The organism is Streptococcus sp. HMSC034B05 (assembly GCF_001809055.1).
Classification (GTDB): domain Bacteria; phylum Bacillota; class Bacilli; order Lactobacillales; family Streptococcaceae; genus Streptococcus; species Streptococcus constellatus.
Genome location: NZ_KV795627.1, coordinates 109692 through 123813 on the forward strand (window position 1 = coordinate 109692; position 14122 = coordinate 123813).

22 protein-coding genes and 2 pseudogenes are annotated in these 14122 nt (G+C 36.5%); 6 read left to right on the forward strand and 18 right to left on the reverse strand.

The window, feature by feature from the left end; translation table 11 throughout:
- Positions 1–113 precede the first annotated feature (113 nt).
- From HMPREF2542_RS08855 to HMPREF2542_RS08920, 17 genes and pseudogenes are all read right to left on the reverse strand, one after another.
- On the reverse strand, positions 114–572 hold the full coding sequence (locus tag HMPREF2542_RS08855) for a DUF3021 domain-containing protein (protein WP_003071509.1): 459 nt from the start codon (positions 570–572) through the stop codon (positions 114–116).
- The gene (locus HMPREF2542_RS08860; protein WP_058669959.1) at positions 569–1009 is read right to left on the reverse strand and encodes a LytTR family DNA-binding domain-containing protein; all 441 of its coding nucleotides are present in this window, start codon (positions 1007–1009) and stop codon (positions 569–571) included. The genes HMPREF2542_RS08855 and HMPREF2542_RS08860 overlap by 4 nt, the downstream gene beginning before the upstream one ends.
- Before the next feature lie 544 nt (positions 1010–1553).
- Complete coding sequence (locus tag HMPREF2542_RS08865; RefSeq protein WP_039677787.1) at positions 1554–1934, reverse strand: type II toxin-antitoxin system HicB family antitoxin; 381 nt, start codon at positions 1932–1934, stop codon at positions 1554–1556.
- Positions 1935–1970: 36 nt separating this feature from the next.
- The gene (locus HMPREF2542_RS08870; protein WP_003038349.1) at positions 1971–2162 is read right to left on the reverse strand and encodes a type II toxin-antitoxin system HicA family toxin; all 192 of its coding nucleotides are present in this window, start codon (positions 2160–2162) and stop codon (positions 1971–1973) included.
- Between the two features lie 140 nt (positions 2163–2302).
- Positions 2303–2416 (reverse strand): annotated as a pseudogene (locus tag HMPREF2542_RS10225) (phage terminase small subunit P27 family); the annotation flags it as partial.
- Positions 2417–2706: 290 nt separating this feature from the next.
- Complete coding sequence (locus HMPREF2542_RS08875; RefSeq protein WP_083278810.1) at positions 2707–3135, reverse strand: ArpU family phage packaging/lysis transcriptional regulator; 429 nt, start codon at positions 3133–3135, stop codon at positions 2707–2709.
- 730 nt (positions 3136–3865) lie between these two features.
- A complete protein-coding gene (locus HMPREF2542_RS08880; RefSeq protein ID WP_070484721.1) occupies positions 3866–4693 on the reverse strand; it encodes an ATP-binding protein in 828 nt (275 codons plus the stop codon).
- A gap of 15 nt (positions 4694–4708) precedes the next feature.
- The gene (locus tag HMPREF2542_RS08885; protein WP_070484723.1) at positions 4709–5515 is read right to left on the reverse strand and encodes a DnaD domain protein; all 807 of its coding nucleotides are present in this window, start codon (positions 5513–5515) and stop codon (positions 4709–4711) included.
- A gap of 31 nt (positions 5516–5546) precedes the next feature.
- Entirely contained in the window at positions 5547–5900 is a 354-nt protein-coding gene (locus HMPREF2542_RS08890) for a phage head completion protein (protein WP_070484725.1), read from the reverse strand.
- A gap of 2 nt (positions 5901–5902) precedes the next feature.
- Complete coding sequence (locus HMPREF2542_RS08895; protein ID WP_016670425.1) at positions 5903–6184, reverse strand: hypothetical protein; 282 nt, start codon at positions 6182–6184, stop codon at positions 5903–5905.
- On the reverse strand, positions 6165–6515 hold the full coding sequence (locus HMPREF2542_RS08900; RefSeq protein ID WP_070484727.1) for a hypothetical protein: 351 nt from the start codon (positions 6513–6515) through the stop codon (positions 6165–6167). Before HMPREF2542_RS08900 ends, HMPREF2542_RS08895 begins: the two co-directional genes overlap by 20 nt.
- Complete coding sequence (locus HMPREF2542_RS08905) at positions 6512–6748, reverse strand: hypothetical protein (protein WP_070484729.1); 237 nt, start codon at positions 6746–6748, stop codon at positions 6512–6514. The genes HMPREF2542_RS08900 and HMPREF2542_RS08905 overlap by 4 nt, the downstream gene beginning before the upstream one ends.
- On the reverse strand, positions 6738–6914 hold the full coding sequence (locus HMPREF2542_RS09970; protein ID WP_003027795.1) for a hypothetical protein: 177 nt from the start codon (positions 6912–6914) through the stop codon (positions 6738–6740). The genes HMPREF2542_RS08905 and HMPREF2542_RS09970 overlap by 11 nt, the downstream gene beginning before the upstream one ends.
- A complete protein-coding gene (locus HMPREF2542_RS08910) occupies positions 6911–7189 on the reverse strand; it encodes a hypothetical protein (protein ID WP_070484731.1) in 279 nt (92 codons plus the stop codon). The genes HMPREF2542_RS09970 and HMPREF2542_RS08910 overlap by 4 nt, the downstream gene beginning before the upstream one ends.
- A gap of 342 nt (positions 7190–7531) precedes the next feature.
- A complete protein-coding gene (locus HMPREF2542_RS09975; RefSeq protein WP_162885573.1) occupies positions 7532–7699 on the reverse strand; it encodes a hypothetical protein in 168 nt (55 codons plus the stop codon).
- Positions 7700–7703: 4 nt separating this feature from the next.
- A complete protein-coding gene (locus tag HMPREF2542_RS08915) occupies positions 7704–8321 on the reverse strand; it encodes a Rha family transcriptional regulator (protein ID WP_070484733.1) in 618 nt (205 codons plus the stop codon).
- A gap of 13 nt (positions 8322–8334) precedes the next feature.
- Positions 8335–8538: a helix-turn-helix domain-containing protein gene (locus HMPREF2542_RS08920; protein ID WP_070484735.1), complete on the reverse strand. Its 204-nt coding sequence runs from the start codon at positions 8536–8538 to the stop codon at positions 8335–8337.
- A gap of 160 nt (positions 8539–8698) precedes the next feature.
- On the opposite strand from HMPREF2542_RS08920, the gene HMPREF2542_RS08925 reads away from it, so the two are divergent.
- The 4 genes and pseudogenes from HMPREF2542_RS08925 (at position 8699) to HMPREF2542_RS08935 (ending at position 10857) form a co-directional block, all read left to right on the forward strand.
- Complete coding sequence (locus tag HMPREF2542_RS08925) at positions 8699–9358, forward strand: helix-turn-helix domain-containing protein (protein WP_070484737.1); 660 nt, start codon at positions 8699–8701, stop codon at positions 9356–9358.
- Positions 9359–9610: 252 nt separating this feature from the next.
- Positions 9611–9707: pseudogene (locus HMPREF2542_RS09825) on the forward strand (helix-turn-helix domain-containing protein); the annotation flags it as partial.
- A gap of 11 nt (positions 9708–9718) precedes the next feature.
- A complete protein-coding gene (locus tag HMPREF2542_RS09830; protein WP_070484739.1) occupies positions 9719–10063 on the forward strand; it encodes a hypothetical protein in 345 nt (114 codons plus the stop codon).
- 98 nt (positions 10064–10161) lie between these two features.
- Positions 10162–10857 (forward strand): hypothetical protein, encoded by a 696-nt coding sequence (locus HMPREF2542_RS08935; protein ID WP_070484740.1) that lies wholly within the window; start codon positions 10162–10164, stop codon positions 10855–10857.
- Here HMPREF2542_RS08935 and HMPREF2542_RS08940 read toward each other — a convergent pair.
- A complete protein-coding gene (locus HMPREF2542_RS08940; protein WP_001033569.1) occupies positions 10852–11616 on the reverse strand; it encodes a hypothetical protein in 765 nt (254 codons plus the stop codon). The genes HMPREF2542_RS08935 and HMPREF2542_RS08940 overlap by 6 nt on opposite strands.
- Before the next feature lie 195 nt (positions 11617–11811).
- Here HMPREF2542_RS08940 and HMPREF2542_RS08945 point away from each other — a divergent pair, with 195 nt between their 5' ends.
- Entirely contained in the window at positions 11812–12816 is a 1005-nt protein-coding gene (locus tag HMPREF2542_RS08945) for a virulence RhuM family protein (protein ID WP_070484742.1), read from the forward strand.
- A gap of 156 nt (positions 12817–12972) precedes the next feature.
- Positions 12973–14121, forward strand: a complete 1149-nt coding sequence (locus HMPREF2542_RS08950; protein WP_070484744.1) for a tyrosine-type recombinase/integrase — start codon at positions 12973–12975, stop codon at positions 14119–14121.
- The last annotated feature ends 1 nt before the right edge of the window (position 14122 follow it).

Below are 14122 nucleotides of genomic sequence, written 5' to 3' on the forward strand. Positions count from 1 at the left end.
TAAATTCCTGTTTTTTTGTTCAGTTACTATTAAAGTAGGTAGGGTTTTGTATTGATATATAGCAGAATAAGCTAAAATAACCACCAAGAATTCACTTGGTGGTTATTTCTTTACTATTGATTCTGTTTCTTCAATCCATTGTTGATTTGTTCAATTTTCTTTTTGGTTAGATAAAACAAGATTGCCCACAGGATGAGATAAACAATAGTAAATTCCAAAATCAACTGTAAGATAAAAATGGGTTTGCTTGGGAACCAGCCGGCTAGAAGAGCTAGAGGAATAAATCCTAAAATCATAAGTCCATAATGGCAGATAGTTGCTTTGAGGATGCTCCAATCTTTTTTGAAAAGCTCTTTTCCTAGGCTAAAGAGCAAGCCAATAAAGCTCCAGATCACTGCGCAATAGAGCACAACTAAAGCTTCATGAATATGGTGCTGTTCCATCCAAAGACCAACTGCTGAATAAGGATTAAGTGGATGATAGACAGGAGCAAAAAAGTAAGAATAGATGGTAGATAGGAGTAGCCCGATTACAGTACCTCCTAGAGCATCTCTGAATAATGTTTTTTTCATATCCGTAATTTCTCCTTTATGACTTTGAGATAACGGCGAGATGAATAAGTTATCTGACCGTTTTTCATTGCAATCTGAATCAGACCACTACCAGTCAATTTCAGATGATCGATATGTTTGATGTTAATGATTTCAGATTGGGAAATCTGTAGAAAATCAGTGGGAAACAATTCCAAAACTTGATAAAGTGGAAGCCCTAAGAGATAAGTGTCTGTCGCTGTTTCAACCCAAACTTGGCGGTTTTCAGTGTAAATTCTCTGAATTTCAGCAGTATCTAATAGGTAAATCTCCTCCTCTTTTTTGGCTCGAATGGTTTTAGTGCTACCGAGATGTTGAGTGAAAACCAGCAACTGTTGAATAGCATCCGATAAAGCTGGTGCTTCAATGACAACCTTTTCTTCTGAAAATTTTTCATCAATATGCAATTGAACTTTCATAAACATCCCTTCTTTCTAGATTGTATCTTGCCTGCTGCTGACTTTCGTTGCAAGGAGGATTCGTTTTTCCTAAGTCTATTAAACATTATTTTAGCTAGGAAAACAAGAGCTTTTGCCTAAGTGGTTGCTTTGCCTGTCTATTTGGTTGTTTTGCGAAGGAGTAATTACAATTCTTTTCGTACTAGAGTTCTGATTGAAAAACGGCTTTATGTTATAATAGTAGCTAGAATAATTACGGAGAAAACTATGTCAAAAATTATAGAACTAGGAAATAGATAGTTTTACAACTCATTAGCAGCTCTTAACCATTGGTATTACTGGGTTTTATCAATATTATGTAGTATTAGAAGTTGTTAGAAAATCCTTAAAAGTCCACAAAAAGGTGAACAAAAAAAGACCTTTACAGGTCATTTACAATATGAGTTTAGCAGGCAAGAACTGGCGTAGTGAATAGCTACGCTTTTAAGTTGCTTGTAGCCTTGCTGATAAGATTATTATACCATGTCATCACGCGCATTTCTGTTGCTGCGCATGCTGGCTGTGTCTAGGCTTGTAACTTTGTTTCTAGGGCTTGAGTTAGCACCTCAGAATAATTTACTTTTTCACGATCCGCTAATCTTACTAGCCATTCAGGGACAGTCACATTCTTTCTAACGGCTTTATTGTTGCGAATAAACGGGGTAGGGTCTGCTTGTATCATACTAACAAAGCCGTCGTTAACAGTTAAAGTCATGATGTCGCTAGGTTTTGGTATATATAATCCTTCGTCTATGTAAGTAGCTAAAAGACTCTCAAGCATTTCACGGGCATTTTTTAAGGCTTCTTCAACATTTGCCCCTTGTGTGCCTCCTCCAAACTCTGGAAATTCTACCCAATAAGAACCGTCTTCCTCTTTATGAAAAATTGCTGGATATGATTTTAACATAGTCTGTTACCTCCAAAAAATGAAAGATAAGGGGGATTATTTCAGCCCCAAATCTTTCAGGATTTTGCTTTCTAGCCCTCTTCCTAAATCCTTGTTTCCATGGATTGGGATAGTCACTATATAATCAAAATCTTCATGTTTGAAATGGTGATGGCTGCCGTTCTGTCGGATTTCTACCCAACCGTTTTTCTCGGCTAGCTTTGCCATTTCTTTTCCTGTAAGTGGCATAGTGCATGTTACCTCCTTACATTTTCTATTATACACATTATGCGCATAAAAAACAAGTGGAAAGAAAAAGTTTTTTAACTGATAGCATATCATATCTAAAATACTGTAGTTTAGCATTTGGCTATAGATTGATAATAAGGTTCTAAAAACGGAACGATTTTGCGCCAAACCTCGCTAGCTACCTTTCCCAAGTAGTTCGGCGGGTCGCTGGGTAAACGCCCTTTGTTCTGCCGATAATAAGGATTTTTAACCAAGCGAACTCACCTCCTAACTCTGGCTCCATGACACCCCTTAAAAATCTGAAAAATCGGCGTGCGACGTAAGAAGACACCTTGTCGCGGCTCTCCTTGCGCAAAAGGTGGGGCGGGGGTGTTTTAAAAATTATTCTCTCTTTCCTATTGCATTCAAAAATTTCAAAAAGGGAATTTTTTGCACAGAAGAGGGCAGCGTTCTTTTATTCCGAATAACCCCCACCCCGTTCAAAAAAATAGGGGCAAATAGCCCCTGTATCTTGGTTTGTATAAATACTGTTTCAACCTGTTACTTAAGGTTTAAACACAAGCAATTCACCAGCTTTATACCATTCCGCAAACTCTAATAATGCCTTGCTTTGTTCTCTGTAAAATTCCGATTCAGACAAGTCTAATTCCATGTATATACAGATATTGCTACACTGTCTTGCTTTGCAAAATCTTCTAATCAATATTTCTTTGTACACATCACTAGAAAGCAAACTAATAGCATTGTCTATCTCTGCTTTCTCCCTTTCTGCGTCTAGCCTTTTTACTACAAAGGTTTCAAGTCCTTTGCTTGGCTGATTGTTCTTGCTACGTGGTTGGTCTGAAAAAGCACTGGCGCTCCGCAAAGTGTATTCACTCCCAGCAATTCGACACAAACGACGATAAGTCTGTAAAATCTTTTTAGCCTTGGCTTGAGTTGCTTTTTCGTCAATCTCTCTAAACAATTCCAGCATGTTTAATATCTCCTGTGGTATAATAGTACTATCAAATATTTACCAAAAGGAGCTAGCACAAGCTGGCTTTTTTTGCTATTTTCTGCGCGTGTTCTTTGGATTATCCATGACTCAAATAGTTATTTTCTCTTTGTTCGTTCTTTGTTCAATCACGCGCTATCTTGTTAGATCTTATATTCAATACCTTACCAAAAGCCCGCTTGCTTTTCAAGTCTAGCTAAACAATAAAAGAGGCACGCGCCTCTTTGTTGTATTATTCATTGAGTAAACCACTTACTACCACATCATGGATAAACTGTTTTTGTTTTTCCTTTGGCAGCTGCAAGGCTTCAAGTAAAGACTCTAAAGCTTGCTTGTCTGTACCTGCAATTAATTTCTTGATGATGTTTTAAAATTTCCTTTCTAGGTACTCGCAAAAATGAATCCGCTACGCTTGTGTTGACTGTACTGGTATCGGCGCACTATCTGCAATCAGCAAGAAGTAGGCTTCTGCGATTTGGGCGAATAATTTTACACGCGCTTCAGGATGTTTGTATAACTCATAGGCGTTTATGCTGGTGTCTTCTGTCTAGAGCTTCTAGCCTAGTTCAATCAGTTTAGGCATATCTACAAGTTCTATCGGTGTTGTATCGGCCATGAAGTCACTATGTTTACGATTGAGTTCTTCCAGTACGTGATCTGCCTGTTCAAAGTATACTTGGCTCTGTCATAGCTTCCTCACTTTCTCTGGTTAAAAATTCCGCTTCATTCGTTTATCTGTTATGTCTGTCATAGTGAACACATTCCCCTCTGACTGCTTCCCAATCCGACTGATTAGCTTGTCATTATAGATTCTAGCCAACTCTTTTCCGTTGTGATTAGTGTTAATGATAGTTGTTTCCCGCTTGTCAAAAACCTTAAAAAGAAAAGTCTGTATCCAGTTGTTCGCTTCATCTTTCCGGCTGTTCATAATGCTTTCTGTGCCCAGATCATCAATAAAGAGATAATCAACCTCAGTCAGCAATTTCAGGGCGTCATACTCTGTAAAATCACTTTGTTTATATTGCCAACCTGACTGAATGCGCGTGATAATTTCAGCAATACTGACAAAGAGGACGCTCTTAGGTTCACTTGTAGCCTTGTAGCCCTCGTTGATGGTTTTAGCCATAGAGTAGCACAAATGACTTTTTCCAGTGCCTGGCTTGCCCATAATTAGCGTGTTTCCCGTCATACCGTTTAGATACTGGTTAGCTTGCTTGATAGCAAATTCTTTGGCCTCGTGTTCCTCTTTGGTGGTTGTTTTGAACGTGCTAAAAGTGGCTTTTCCCAGCTCATTTGAGACTGTACTTTCACGCGCTAGCACATCATAGGTTGAATGATATAAATCATACCCTAGGGCTTTTTCTATGCCGTCTAGTTCATCTTGTTTAATCTTTTCTCGCATACATTCCTGACAATAAGGAGCAAGATAAGTCCCGTCAGGTTTTTCGAACTGTACCAGATTAATCTGATGGGTCGGACAAAGCTCATCAATTACCTTAGTCTTTTCGTTTAGCTGTTCTGTACTTAATAATTCCATCTTTTAGCCTTTCTATTAGGAGTAGATGAACGGATCTTGAATATCGTCATCAGACCCACCCTGTTTCTTTTGCTGAAACTGTTTCTGCTCATCCTCCACTTGTACCATTGTCTTAATACCGTTTTGTCTCCAGTTCTTGAGTATTGAATTGATATAGCTAAAAGATCGCTTGCTGTTATCTGCAGCCTTGTCTATGGCAGTCTTGATAACTTCTAGCTCCATACCGTCAAGAGCGAGATATTCGGTTAAGATTTGATACTGTTGTCCGTCCATAACTCCTATACGTGATTGGTAGTAGTTAGAGATTTCAGCAGCAGAAGAATCTTTTTTCTCTATCTCTGCTTCTTCTTCTAACTCTATCTCTATCTCTTTCTCTATCTCTATCTCTGTCTTACACTTTTCAACGTTGTTAGGTTTATTTCTTACGTTGTAAGATTTGCCTATTTTTAAACGTTTATTTTTGCGATATTCTCGCATGTAAGCAGCTTGATCAGTTTCTTGCTGTATCATAGCTTTAGCTTGAAGTAATTCAGCGTTTTTATCCCCGTCTATTTGGATTAGACCGCATTTTGTAAAATAGGCCATAGTCATTTGTATATCGTCTTCGGAAACATCTAACTTTAAGGCTAGTTCTTCGGTTAACTCGTTAAAGTATCCCTCGTAGTACAATATACAATCACTTTCCAAACTTTCCAGCATTAAACGGATATAAATAACCGTCATAGTATAGCCGCCAGGCATGTTTTTAAGCCGTTTTATAAAAATATTATCAAAAAACTTTTTATCAACTTTCAGCCAAAAATAGATTTTAGTTTTTGCCATTCTATCAATTCCTTTCTGTCTTTCTTCCCCATCATGAAATCCTAACGGCCTTAATCATGATGATTTCTTTACTGGCATAATCAATTTCTATTTCTACAATGTGATATTCAAATCCATTAAATTCAAGGTACATAGGGTTATCAAATGGAACCTTAGGAATATAACGGATAAGGAATACTTTTATATCCTGAACTGATTCCAAAGAATTCTGACCGTTCGTATATGCTTTGTTAGCTGCTTTAAAATCTTTGATAGAAGTTTTGGACACTTCTGCCCAGCAGCTATAAACATCTTTACGGATGCCGTCAATGACTTCTCCGTCTTCGTTTTGCTCTCCGATTTTCTCAAAGATTGTAATGCGTGTGTTCATTTTTCTAGTATTCATTTTTACCACCTTTCATTGTTTACTCCTAAAAATAGCAATATATCACTCACCCTGTAAAACACTTTTCGAGTGTCCTCTAGTGGTGGCTGATATCGTCTTAGCCCTGCCTTTTCCCAGCGCTGCAGGGTCTTATATTTTATGTCTAACTCAGTCATAACCTGCTGGGCTGTCATAAGTCCTGTGATATGAGGTAGCGCCTTATCCCGTGTCTTAAGGTATTTGTCGACTGTTTCCAGCAGTTCCATTTTTAGGCTTGTTTCTGTTTCATTGCTTAGTAACGCCATAATCTAACAACTCCTTATAACTTACAAGGTCGGCATTTAACAGTACACTTAGACGCTTTTGTTCTTTCTGTACTTGGTTGTAAAAAGCCTTTGCACCGTCTAGCAGTTCTGACTTATCCGCAGGTATAAAATAACCTCGATTAAAGCCGTGTCTGATACCGATAATAGGAACGCCGTAGCTCGTGATTAAGCGACTGATAATACTTTGTACCGTTCGTTCATCTAGTTTCAAAATAAGCCCTATCTCCGATCCTGTAGTTGGGTTTTCAGCGCCTACTTTTATAAGTTTCAGCACACGCTTATAGTTTTCTGGTAATGTAGTTTGTGTCATTTGCTCATCTCTCTTTCTTCGCTGACTAGGATAATCTGGCCTTTCTCCCACATATCACAAAAATCCATCAAAGTCTCTAAAACTTGTTCTAATTGCTTTTGTTCCTCGGCATTGTAGCAATCAAATTTATTTTCTAGGGAGAAATCTAGCATAGTCTGATAGGCTTCTTCTAGCCAAATACCAAAGTTCTTAGCTCTTTCATTTGCAAGGTCAAACTCTTTTTTATCTGCCATGTTCTGCCTCCATAACCTCTAGCCATTTTTCAATTTTTCTGAGTTGCTTTTTAGTGATATAGCCCCTCCGCTTGTAAGCAATCGCCCAAGCATTAAACAGTTGAGTACAAATACCAGCAAGAAAGAAAAGTAGTAGCGTTAAAATTGCGCCTAGTAGTTCGCTCATTTGTTTAATGCCTCCAGTTCCTTGGGTTTGTCATTGTTTAATAGCAGAAAGGCAATTTTGTCTAGTCTTTGGTAAAGTTTTTCGTTTTGTGCATAAGCAGTCTCAATATATTTCTTAGCTATCCAGTTAAAGGTCGCTGTATCCACTTTTTGCGTTATCTCTAAGGCTTCTAGAGTTAAGTTATTCATTTCTAAGCTGTTCATGATGTCAGTTAGTTCACTACCTAAGTCGATTAGTTTTTCAGTGCTCAATAATACTGTTGTTGTTTTCGTCATGGTGTTTTACCTCGTTTAAATTTTCTTGTATTTATGCCCTTTTTAAGGGTTAGCGCCCTCCGTATGGTCGAAATGTCCTAGATATGGTATAATCTAGCTATAAATCTTTACTAAAACCCTTACGGCTTGCCTGCTGTATTGTTTTAGTATTTGTGTGAAAGGCTTCCTACTTGGTCGGTTGGTTAAGCCTTTTTGTTTTATTCTGTTTTTAAACACTCTAATAGGCGTTTTGAGCAGTTGAAACGGTTAGGGGTATAATTATACCCTTGAGACATTTCAAGTTGATTTTATCTATATCTTATTGGCGAAAATCAGCTTAAAATCGATTCTAGCGTTTGCTGCTTATTCAGCTTTCAAGTTATCGTTGTCTTTTAAAATATTTTCAAGCCCTGTTTTGATAAAATAAAGGCTAGTTAGTGCTTGTTTTTTATCACCTTGTAAAATAGCATTGTCTGCAAGGTCGATCATAGCGTATAGATGAGCTTTTTCTTGTTCGTTTGATAGATACATTTTTTTATCCTCCTTGTTGTGGTCTAAAGACCATGGATTTTATTTCCTGATAAGTCATGCCTAGCTTAATCATAGCAATAGCCATATCCTCTAAGTCTTGATATCTGGCTAGCTCGGTACTGGTTAGGCTATCAATGCCATTATAGCCACCACGCGCTGCCATAAGTTGGCGCTTATTCATACCGCTAGTGCCTTTTAGCAAAAGATTTGTGATAGTGCTATGCGCGTGTTTTGGTTTTTGTCCCCAGTTCTCAATGCTGTCATGTAAAGTCTTGCGCTTTGGCTTCTCTAAAGCACGCTGCAGCTTAAACTGAGTTAGCTCATCCCGCATTTCAAAGAATGCTTTGACTAGAGCTTTCTTAAAAGCTCTAACGGGTTCGGTATTTTTTAGGTAAGTGATCAGCAAGGTTGCCTGTTGTTCGTTCAGGCGATAGATTTTCATTGGTCGTCCTCTGCCGTCTAATTTACGCATTTTAAATGCGATAATTCCATAGCTTTCAAAATCAGCTTTATGCTTTCTTAAAAGCTCTTGTATTGTGTGATGAGTAACCTCAGCACATTCAGCGATGATCTCGCTTGTGGTGTACGGCTCTTTCTTGCCGTCCATATAAACTAGGTTCATTGGTTGCTCCTTTCTATTCTTCTGGTGAAAATTCAATTAAATCAGACAAACGAACTTTTAAAGCGTTACAAAGCTTGATAAGGGTAGAAAGCTTTACGTCAGTTTTGTTGTTTGTTAAGTTTGAAATTGTAGACTCAGCTATACCTGTTTCATTGGAAACTTTACTAGCATTAGTCTTTTTTTCAGCAAAAACAATTAGTAAGTTATTTTTTAGCATAGGCGCTCCTTATTATTTTTGGTCAACCAATCATTATAGCGTAATGACTAATTTAATGATATAATACACCATATAAAGTATATTGTCAACACTTAAATTATTATTTTATATTTTACTTTTATTAGCGTGTGCGCTATAATAAATAAAAAGAGGTGGTATTATGTTAATAAATAGATTGGCTATACTATTGGCTGAAAGGTCAATGAGTGGTGCGCGTTTAGCAAGTGATACGGGAATTGCACAATCAACAATTTCTAAGATTACTTCAAATAGATCAAAACAAGTTGATTATGAAACTGTTAATAAAATCTGTAACACTTTAGGGGTTACTTCGGACGATTTTTTTGATTATTCTCCAATAGATTATGAGATAAAATATTTTAGCGACGAAGACAGTGGAGATATATTTACTTTTGTTAAAATCTTAGATAGAGATAGACCGGTTGCTACACTAGAGTATAAAGTGGACCTTGAATTTCATATAAACACTAATAAGCCAGATAATCTTGTTGATATTGAGGAAATTAAGCGTAACTATCAGCAAGTAGAGATTGTCACAGTGAAAGTTTTTTTGAAGAAACAAAACAAAGAAACTTATGATAAATTCACTAAATTACCTAGCAATTTCCAAAATATTTTTACAAACGATTTACTTCAAGTAGTTGGTAAAAATATAAAAGAGTATTTAATACAAGAATTCAAAGAAGAATTTGTTTTTGCAAAAAATTCTTCAGGACATGTTGACCAGCTTTTAAGCGAAGATATTCAAATTATTGTTAGTTCAAAAATTGTTGATTGCAAATTTGAGTTACCTTTTTAAAAATTTTCATTTGTTACTATCTTGAAAAACTGAAATATAAGTTTTCCTAGTTTTTTGGTATGTTATACCCTGAAAAATGTCAACTTTTGTCAACATGAACCCAAATAACTTAAAACCATTGAAAGACTTGTAAGCACTGGTTTTTCTAGCTTTTGAAATCTTCAAAAATTCATGCTTTTTCATATTCTGCGCGTGATTTCTCGGCGTTCGCTCGGAGTTCAGAAAGCCACCAACGACTACTAAATTTCCCAACGTTGGGAAAACGGAGAAAGTCAAATTAAACCAGAAAAAGCCCAGCTACTTGCTGACTACTTCGGAGTAAGTGTTGGATATCTGTTGGGGTATGAAGTTATTGACCTCATGGACGCAGCAGATCTTGAAGAATATATCTTTTTTAACGGAGATTATAGCAATCCGGATAAGACCAGAAAAGAATATTTTGAAAAAATTTCTGAAAAAATCAAAACATATAAAAAGGTTGCTGACTCTCTTAATGGACGATACAATAAAAATAAAGCTATTGAAGTACTCGAATTACTTGAAAATAATGGTGAAAATGATTTCGATGATATTTTTGAAATACTAAGAGACAAGATAGAGCTAGCTCTTTTTAGAAATATTGTCCAATATCAATTGTTATCAACTAGATTTCATCACCCAGACTCAAAAGATAAAATTTTAGATAGTTTCAAAGGGCTTGAGTAGATAAAACAAAAAATCCCCACACTCGCCATCGCCATCTTTGAGTGTGAGGGGCAAAGAAAAGTATTTAACATTAGTAAATTAAAAAAGGAGAAAATATTATGGGAGCTACTTCTATTTCTGTTAGACAAGTTTATGAATTTGAAATACCAAACGGTACTACAGACATCAAAAAAGCCAATGTTACCATTGGCTCAATTACAACAACTGACCAAACATTGACCATAGAAGGAAAAGTATACACTAAATTTAAAGGAAGTTATACAAAGACAATCGACGATGAAATCTTGGTATATAACTCTGATGCTGACGAATATCAACAATACGACAATTACCAAAAAGCCTTTGAATTCGATATTTTTTATTCGCAAACTGATCAATTATTATTTTTGACTACAACAACTCCTACAGCGAAAAAATTTTTAAAAGAATTGGAAAAAATTGATACACTAAATATTAATTATACATCGTTAAAATTTGATTTAATGGCAATTTCCAACATGATGCCACAAACAAAAGGAGTTAGTTTTAATAGTACTGATGCCGGTGTCTCAAGTAAGTCATTTTCAGGAGACGAGGTTGATGTAAACGATGAAGCAATTGAAGCTTTGGCAAATGATGAAGCAACAAAGATAATAGGTACATTGGATATATTGGGTAAATCAAGAACAATAATGCTGACTCAGTCTGGTACTATTCTCTCTTTCACATCTTTGACAGATATCTCCGAACAAAAAGAATATCCGATGCTAGAATTTTCTATCGCAACACTAATGAAAATTGGAGTGCTATCATAACCGTGACAATGGTATATATTCATTAATTAATTTTTCTATGTCTTGACGATTATTAGATGTTCCATAAATCTTATTTAGGGTAGTTTTGACCGATAGATCATTGTCCTTAAATTGCAAATCAAATTTCTTTACTTCTTTTTTTCCAAGATGTCGTACAGTCATTCTGTAAAATGGATTATATTTCCTGTGTTTATCAGTCTTAATGGTTACATCAAACCGTTCTTTGCTACTTTCTTCCCTAGAATAAATAGAAAACAGATTATCTCTTAGTGACAAAAAAGAGTCCCACTGTTTTTTTACATCTCTATACGCTAATTGATAGTCAGCCTTGAATATCAGTCTCTGTCCATTGCTTTCTGGATGTAAACTAATACTCAACTTATTTCTTATACCTCTTGTTGATTCTATATCTATATAGATATCTTCATGAGTTTTGCTGAAAGTAGCTTCATTTATGGAATAGTCATTTTCCTTAAGTACTGATCGGATTTGCTTTTCTAATTGGTTAAGTGTAATAGTTTCTTTTAAAAATTTAGAACTTTTTGGGGTAAAAGAAACTGTTTTTAAAAATATATAGGCTCTAAATTTGTTCCAATGAATATAAAGCCAATCAATTTCGGAATACAAAGCAGCAATAATGGGAACAATTCCGACGAAACTAGTCAGATTTATCACAGTAGGTGATTGTAAAGCTTGATATAAATTCACAAATGTCCATGCCAAAGAAGTAAATATAAGAGTAATTTTTATTTTATTCATATTATCGCTCCAAATAGTCTTTAATAGTATTGTAACATAAAAATCCCTGGAACCTCATCCTAATATTTTTCTTTTAGGGTAGCCGAAAAAGCCGATTATAACTAACAAAGCGCGTGATTTCTCGGGGTTCGCTCGGAGTTCAGCAAATCAAACATCTTAAAATCTAATTTTTAAAACACCAACAGAAAGGAAGCTATGAACGAATTACAATTTTTAATCTATTCAGCAGATAACAACCAAGAAACAGCTAGCGTTATTATACGCGGGGAAACTATCTGGGCTAGTCAGAAAGAAATGGCTAGGCTGTTTGGTGTTGGTGTCCCTGCCATTAGTAAGCACTTAAAAAATATCTTTGAAGAGGGAGAATTAGAAGAAAAAGTGGTTGTTTCCAAAATGGAAATAACCACAAAACACGGTGCAATTGCTGATAAAACCCAAACTAAGGATGTCAGCTACTACAATCTTGACGCCATTATCTCCGTAGGTTATCGGGTCAACTCTCAAAAAGCCACGCGCTTCAGACAATGGGCTACTTCGGTACTGCGTGAGTACATGATAAAAGGCTTTGCTATGGATGACGAACGCTTGAAACAAGGGGAAAACCTCCTAGGAAAAGACTACTTCCGCGAACTCTTGGAACGTGTCCGCTCTATCCGTGCTAGTGAGCGCCGTATCTGGTTACAGATTACGGATATTTTTGCAGAGATTTCTATCGATTATGACCCACAAAGTACACTTACAAAACAATTCTATGCTGATGTACAAAACAAGTTTCATTATGCTATTACTGGTCAGACTGCTGCAGAAATTATATATACGAAAGCAGACCATACCAAGGACAACATGGGACTAACCACTTGGAAAAATTCCCCAGACGGTCGTATCTTACAAATGGATGCCCAGGTAGCAAAGAATTACCTAACAGAAAAAGAAATTCGCTCTCTTGAAAGAAGTATCTCCAGCTATTTTGATTACCTTGAAAGACAAATAGAGCAGCGAAAAACCCAGACCATGCAACAGCTTGCTGAAAGCATTGACCGCTTTTTGACTTTCCAAGAATACGATATTTTAGAGGGTCATGGTAAAATCACTTCTAAGGCTGCTAAGGATAAGGCAAAGTTAGAATATCAACTTTTCAACAAAACCCAAAAGATAAATTCAGACTTTGAGAAAGAGCTTAAAGGACTGATTGACAAATAACCTCATAAAACGCGTTTTAAGCGCCTGTTTTCTTTTCTGGTATAATTTACCGTCTTACATAAAACAAACGAAAATAGGGGTATTCTCGTAGCTCCTAGCATGATATAAACCCAATCTAAAACTTTTACGGCTTGCCTGCTGATAGAAAGGGATATCATGAGAATAACAGAAGTCAAAAAGAAAAACGGTACAACTGTATACCGCGCTAGTGTTTATCTCGGTGTTGACCAGGTAACAGGTAAGAAAGTAAAAACCAGCGTAACAGGACGGACAAGAAAAGAGGTTAAATCAAAAGCTCAACAAGCCCAGATAGATTTTAAACTGAATGGCTCAACCATTCAAAAGGCAGTCATGGTCAAGAATTTTCAAGAGCTGGCTGATATATGGCTAGAAAGCTATAAGCTGACCGTTAAGCCACAAACCTATGAGGCAACATTGAGCAATCTAAGAACCCATATTTACCCAGTTTTTGGGAACAGACAACTTGACAAGATAACGGCTAGTGATATACAAGTTTTTATCAATCAGTTATCAAGATATTTTGAAAACTTTGTGACAATACGGTCAATCATCAGGAGGATTTTTCAGCAAGGAATATTGCTGCAACTTGTCACCAATAACCCAGCTAGAGATATTATACTTCCTAGAAGACAAAAGAAGGCTGATGATAACAAGGTAAAGTTTATTGCTCCAGATGATTTGAAGGCTTTTCTTGATAATCTAGAAAAGAAGCAGTACAAGCGTTATAGTTTGTATTATGAGTATGTCCTTTATCATTTGCTCTTGTCTACAGGGTTACGTATTGGTGAAGCCTGCGCCTTAGAATGGACTGACATAGACCTTGATAAGAGTACAATCACAGTAAATAAAACGTATAACAAAGGCTTAAAGGCGGTTAGTACAGCTAAGACCAAGTCAGCCAATCGAACCATTAGCATAGACAAGAAAACGGTCAATATGCTGCGTCTATACAAGAATAGGCAACGCCAGCTATTTTTCGAGACTGGGGCGCGTGCTCCGTCCGTAGTCTTTGCCACCCCTACAAGAGAATATTTTGATTTGGCAATCAGGCAAAGTGCTTTAGATACCCGTTGCAAAGAAGCAGGTATTCCTCGCTTTACCTTTCACGCTTTCCGCCATACTCACGCTAGTTTATTACTGAATGCTGGTATCTCATACAAAGAATTACAATATCGCTTAGGTCATGCAAATATTACAATGACCTTAGACATCTACAGCCACCTATCAAGAGACAAAGAAAAAGAAGCAGTAGCTTACTTTGAGAAAGCTATTAGCTCCCTTTAGT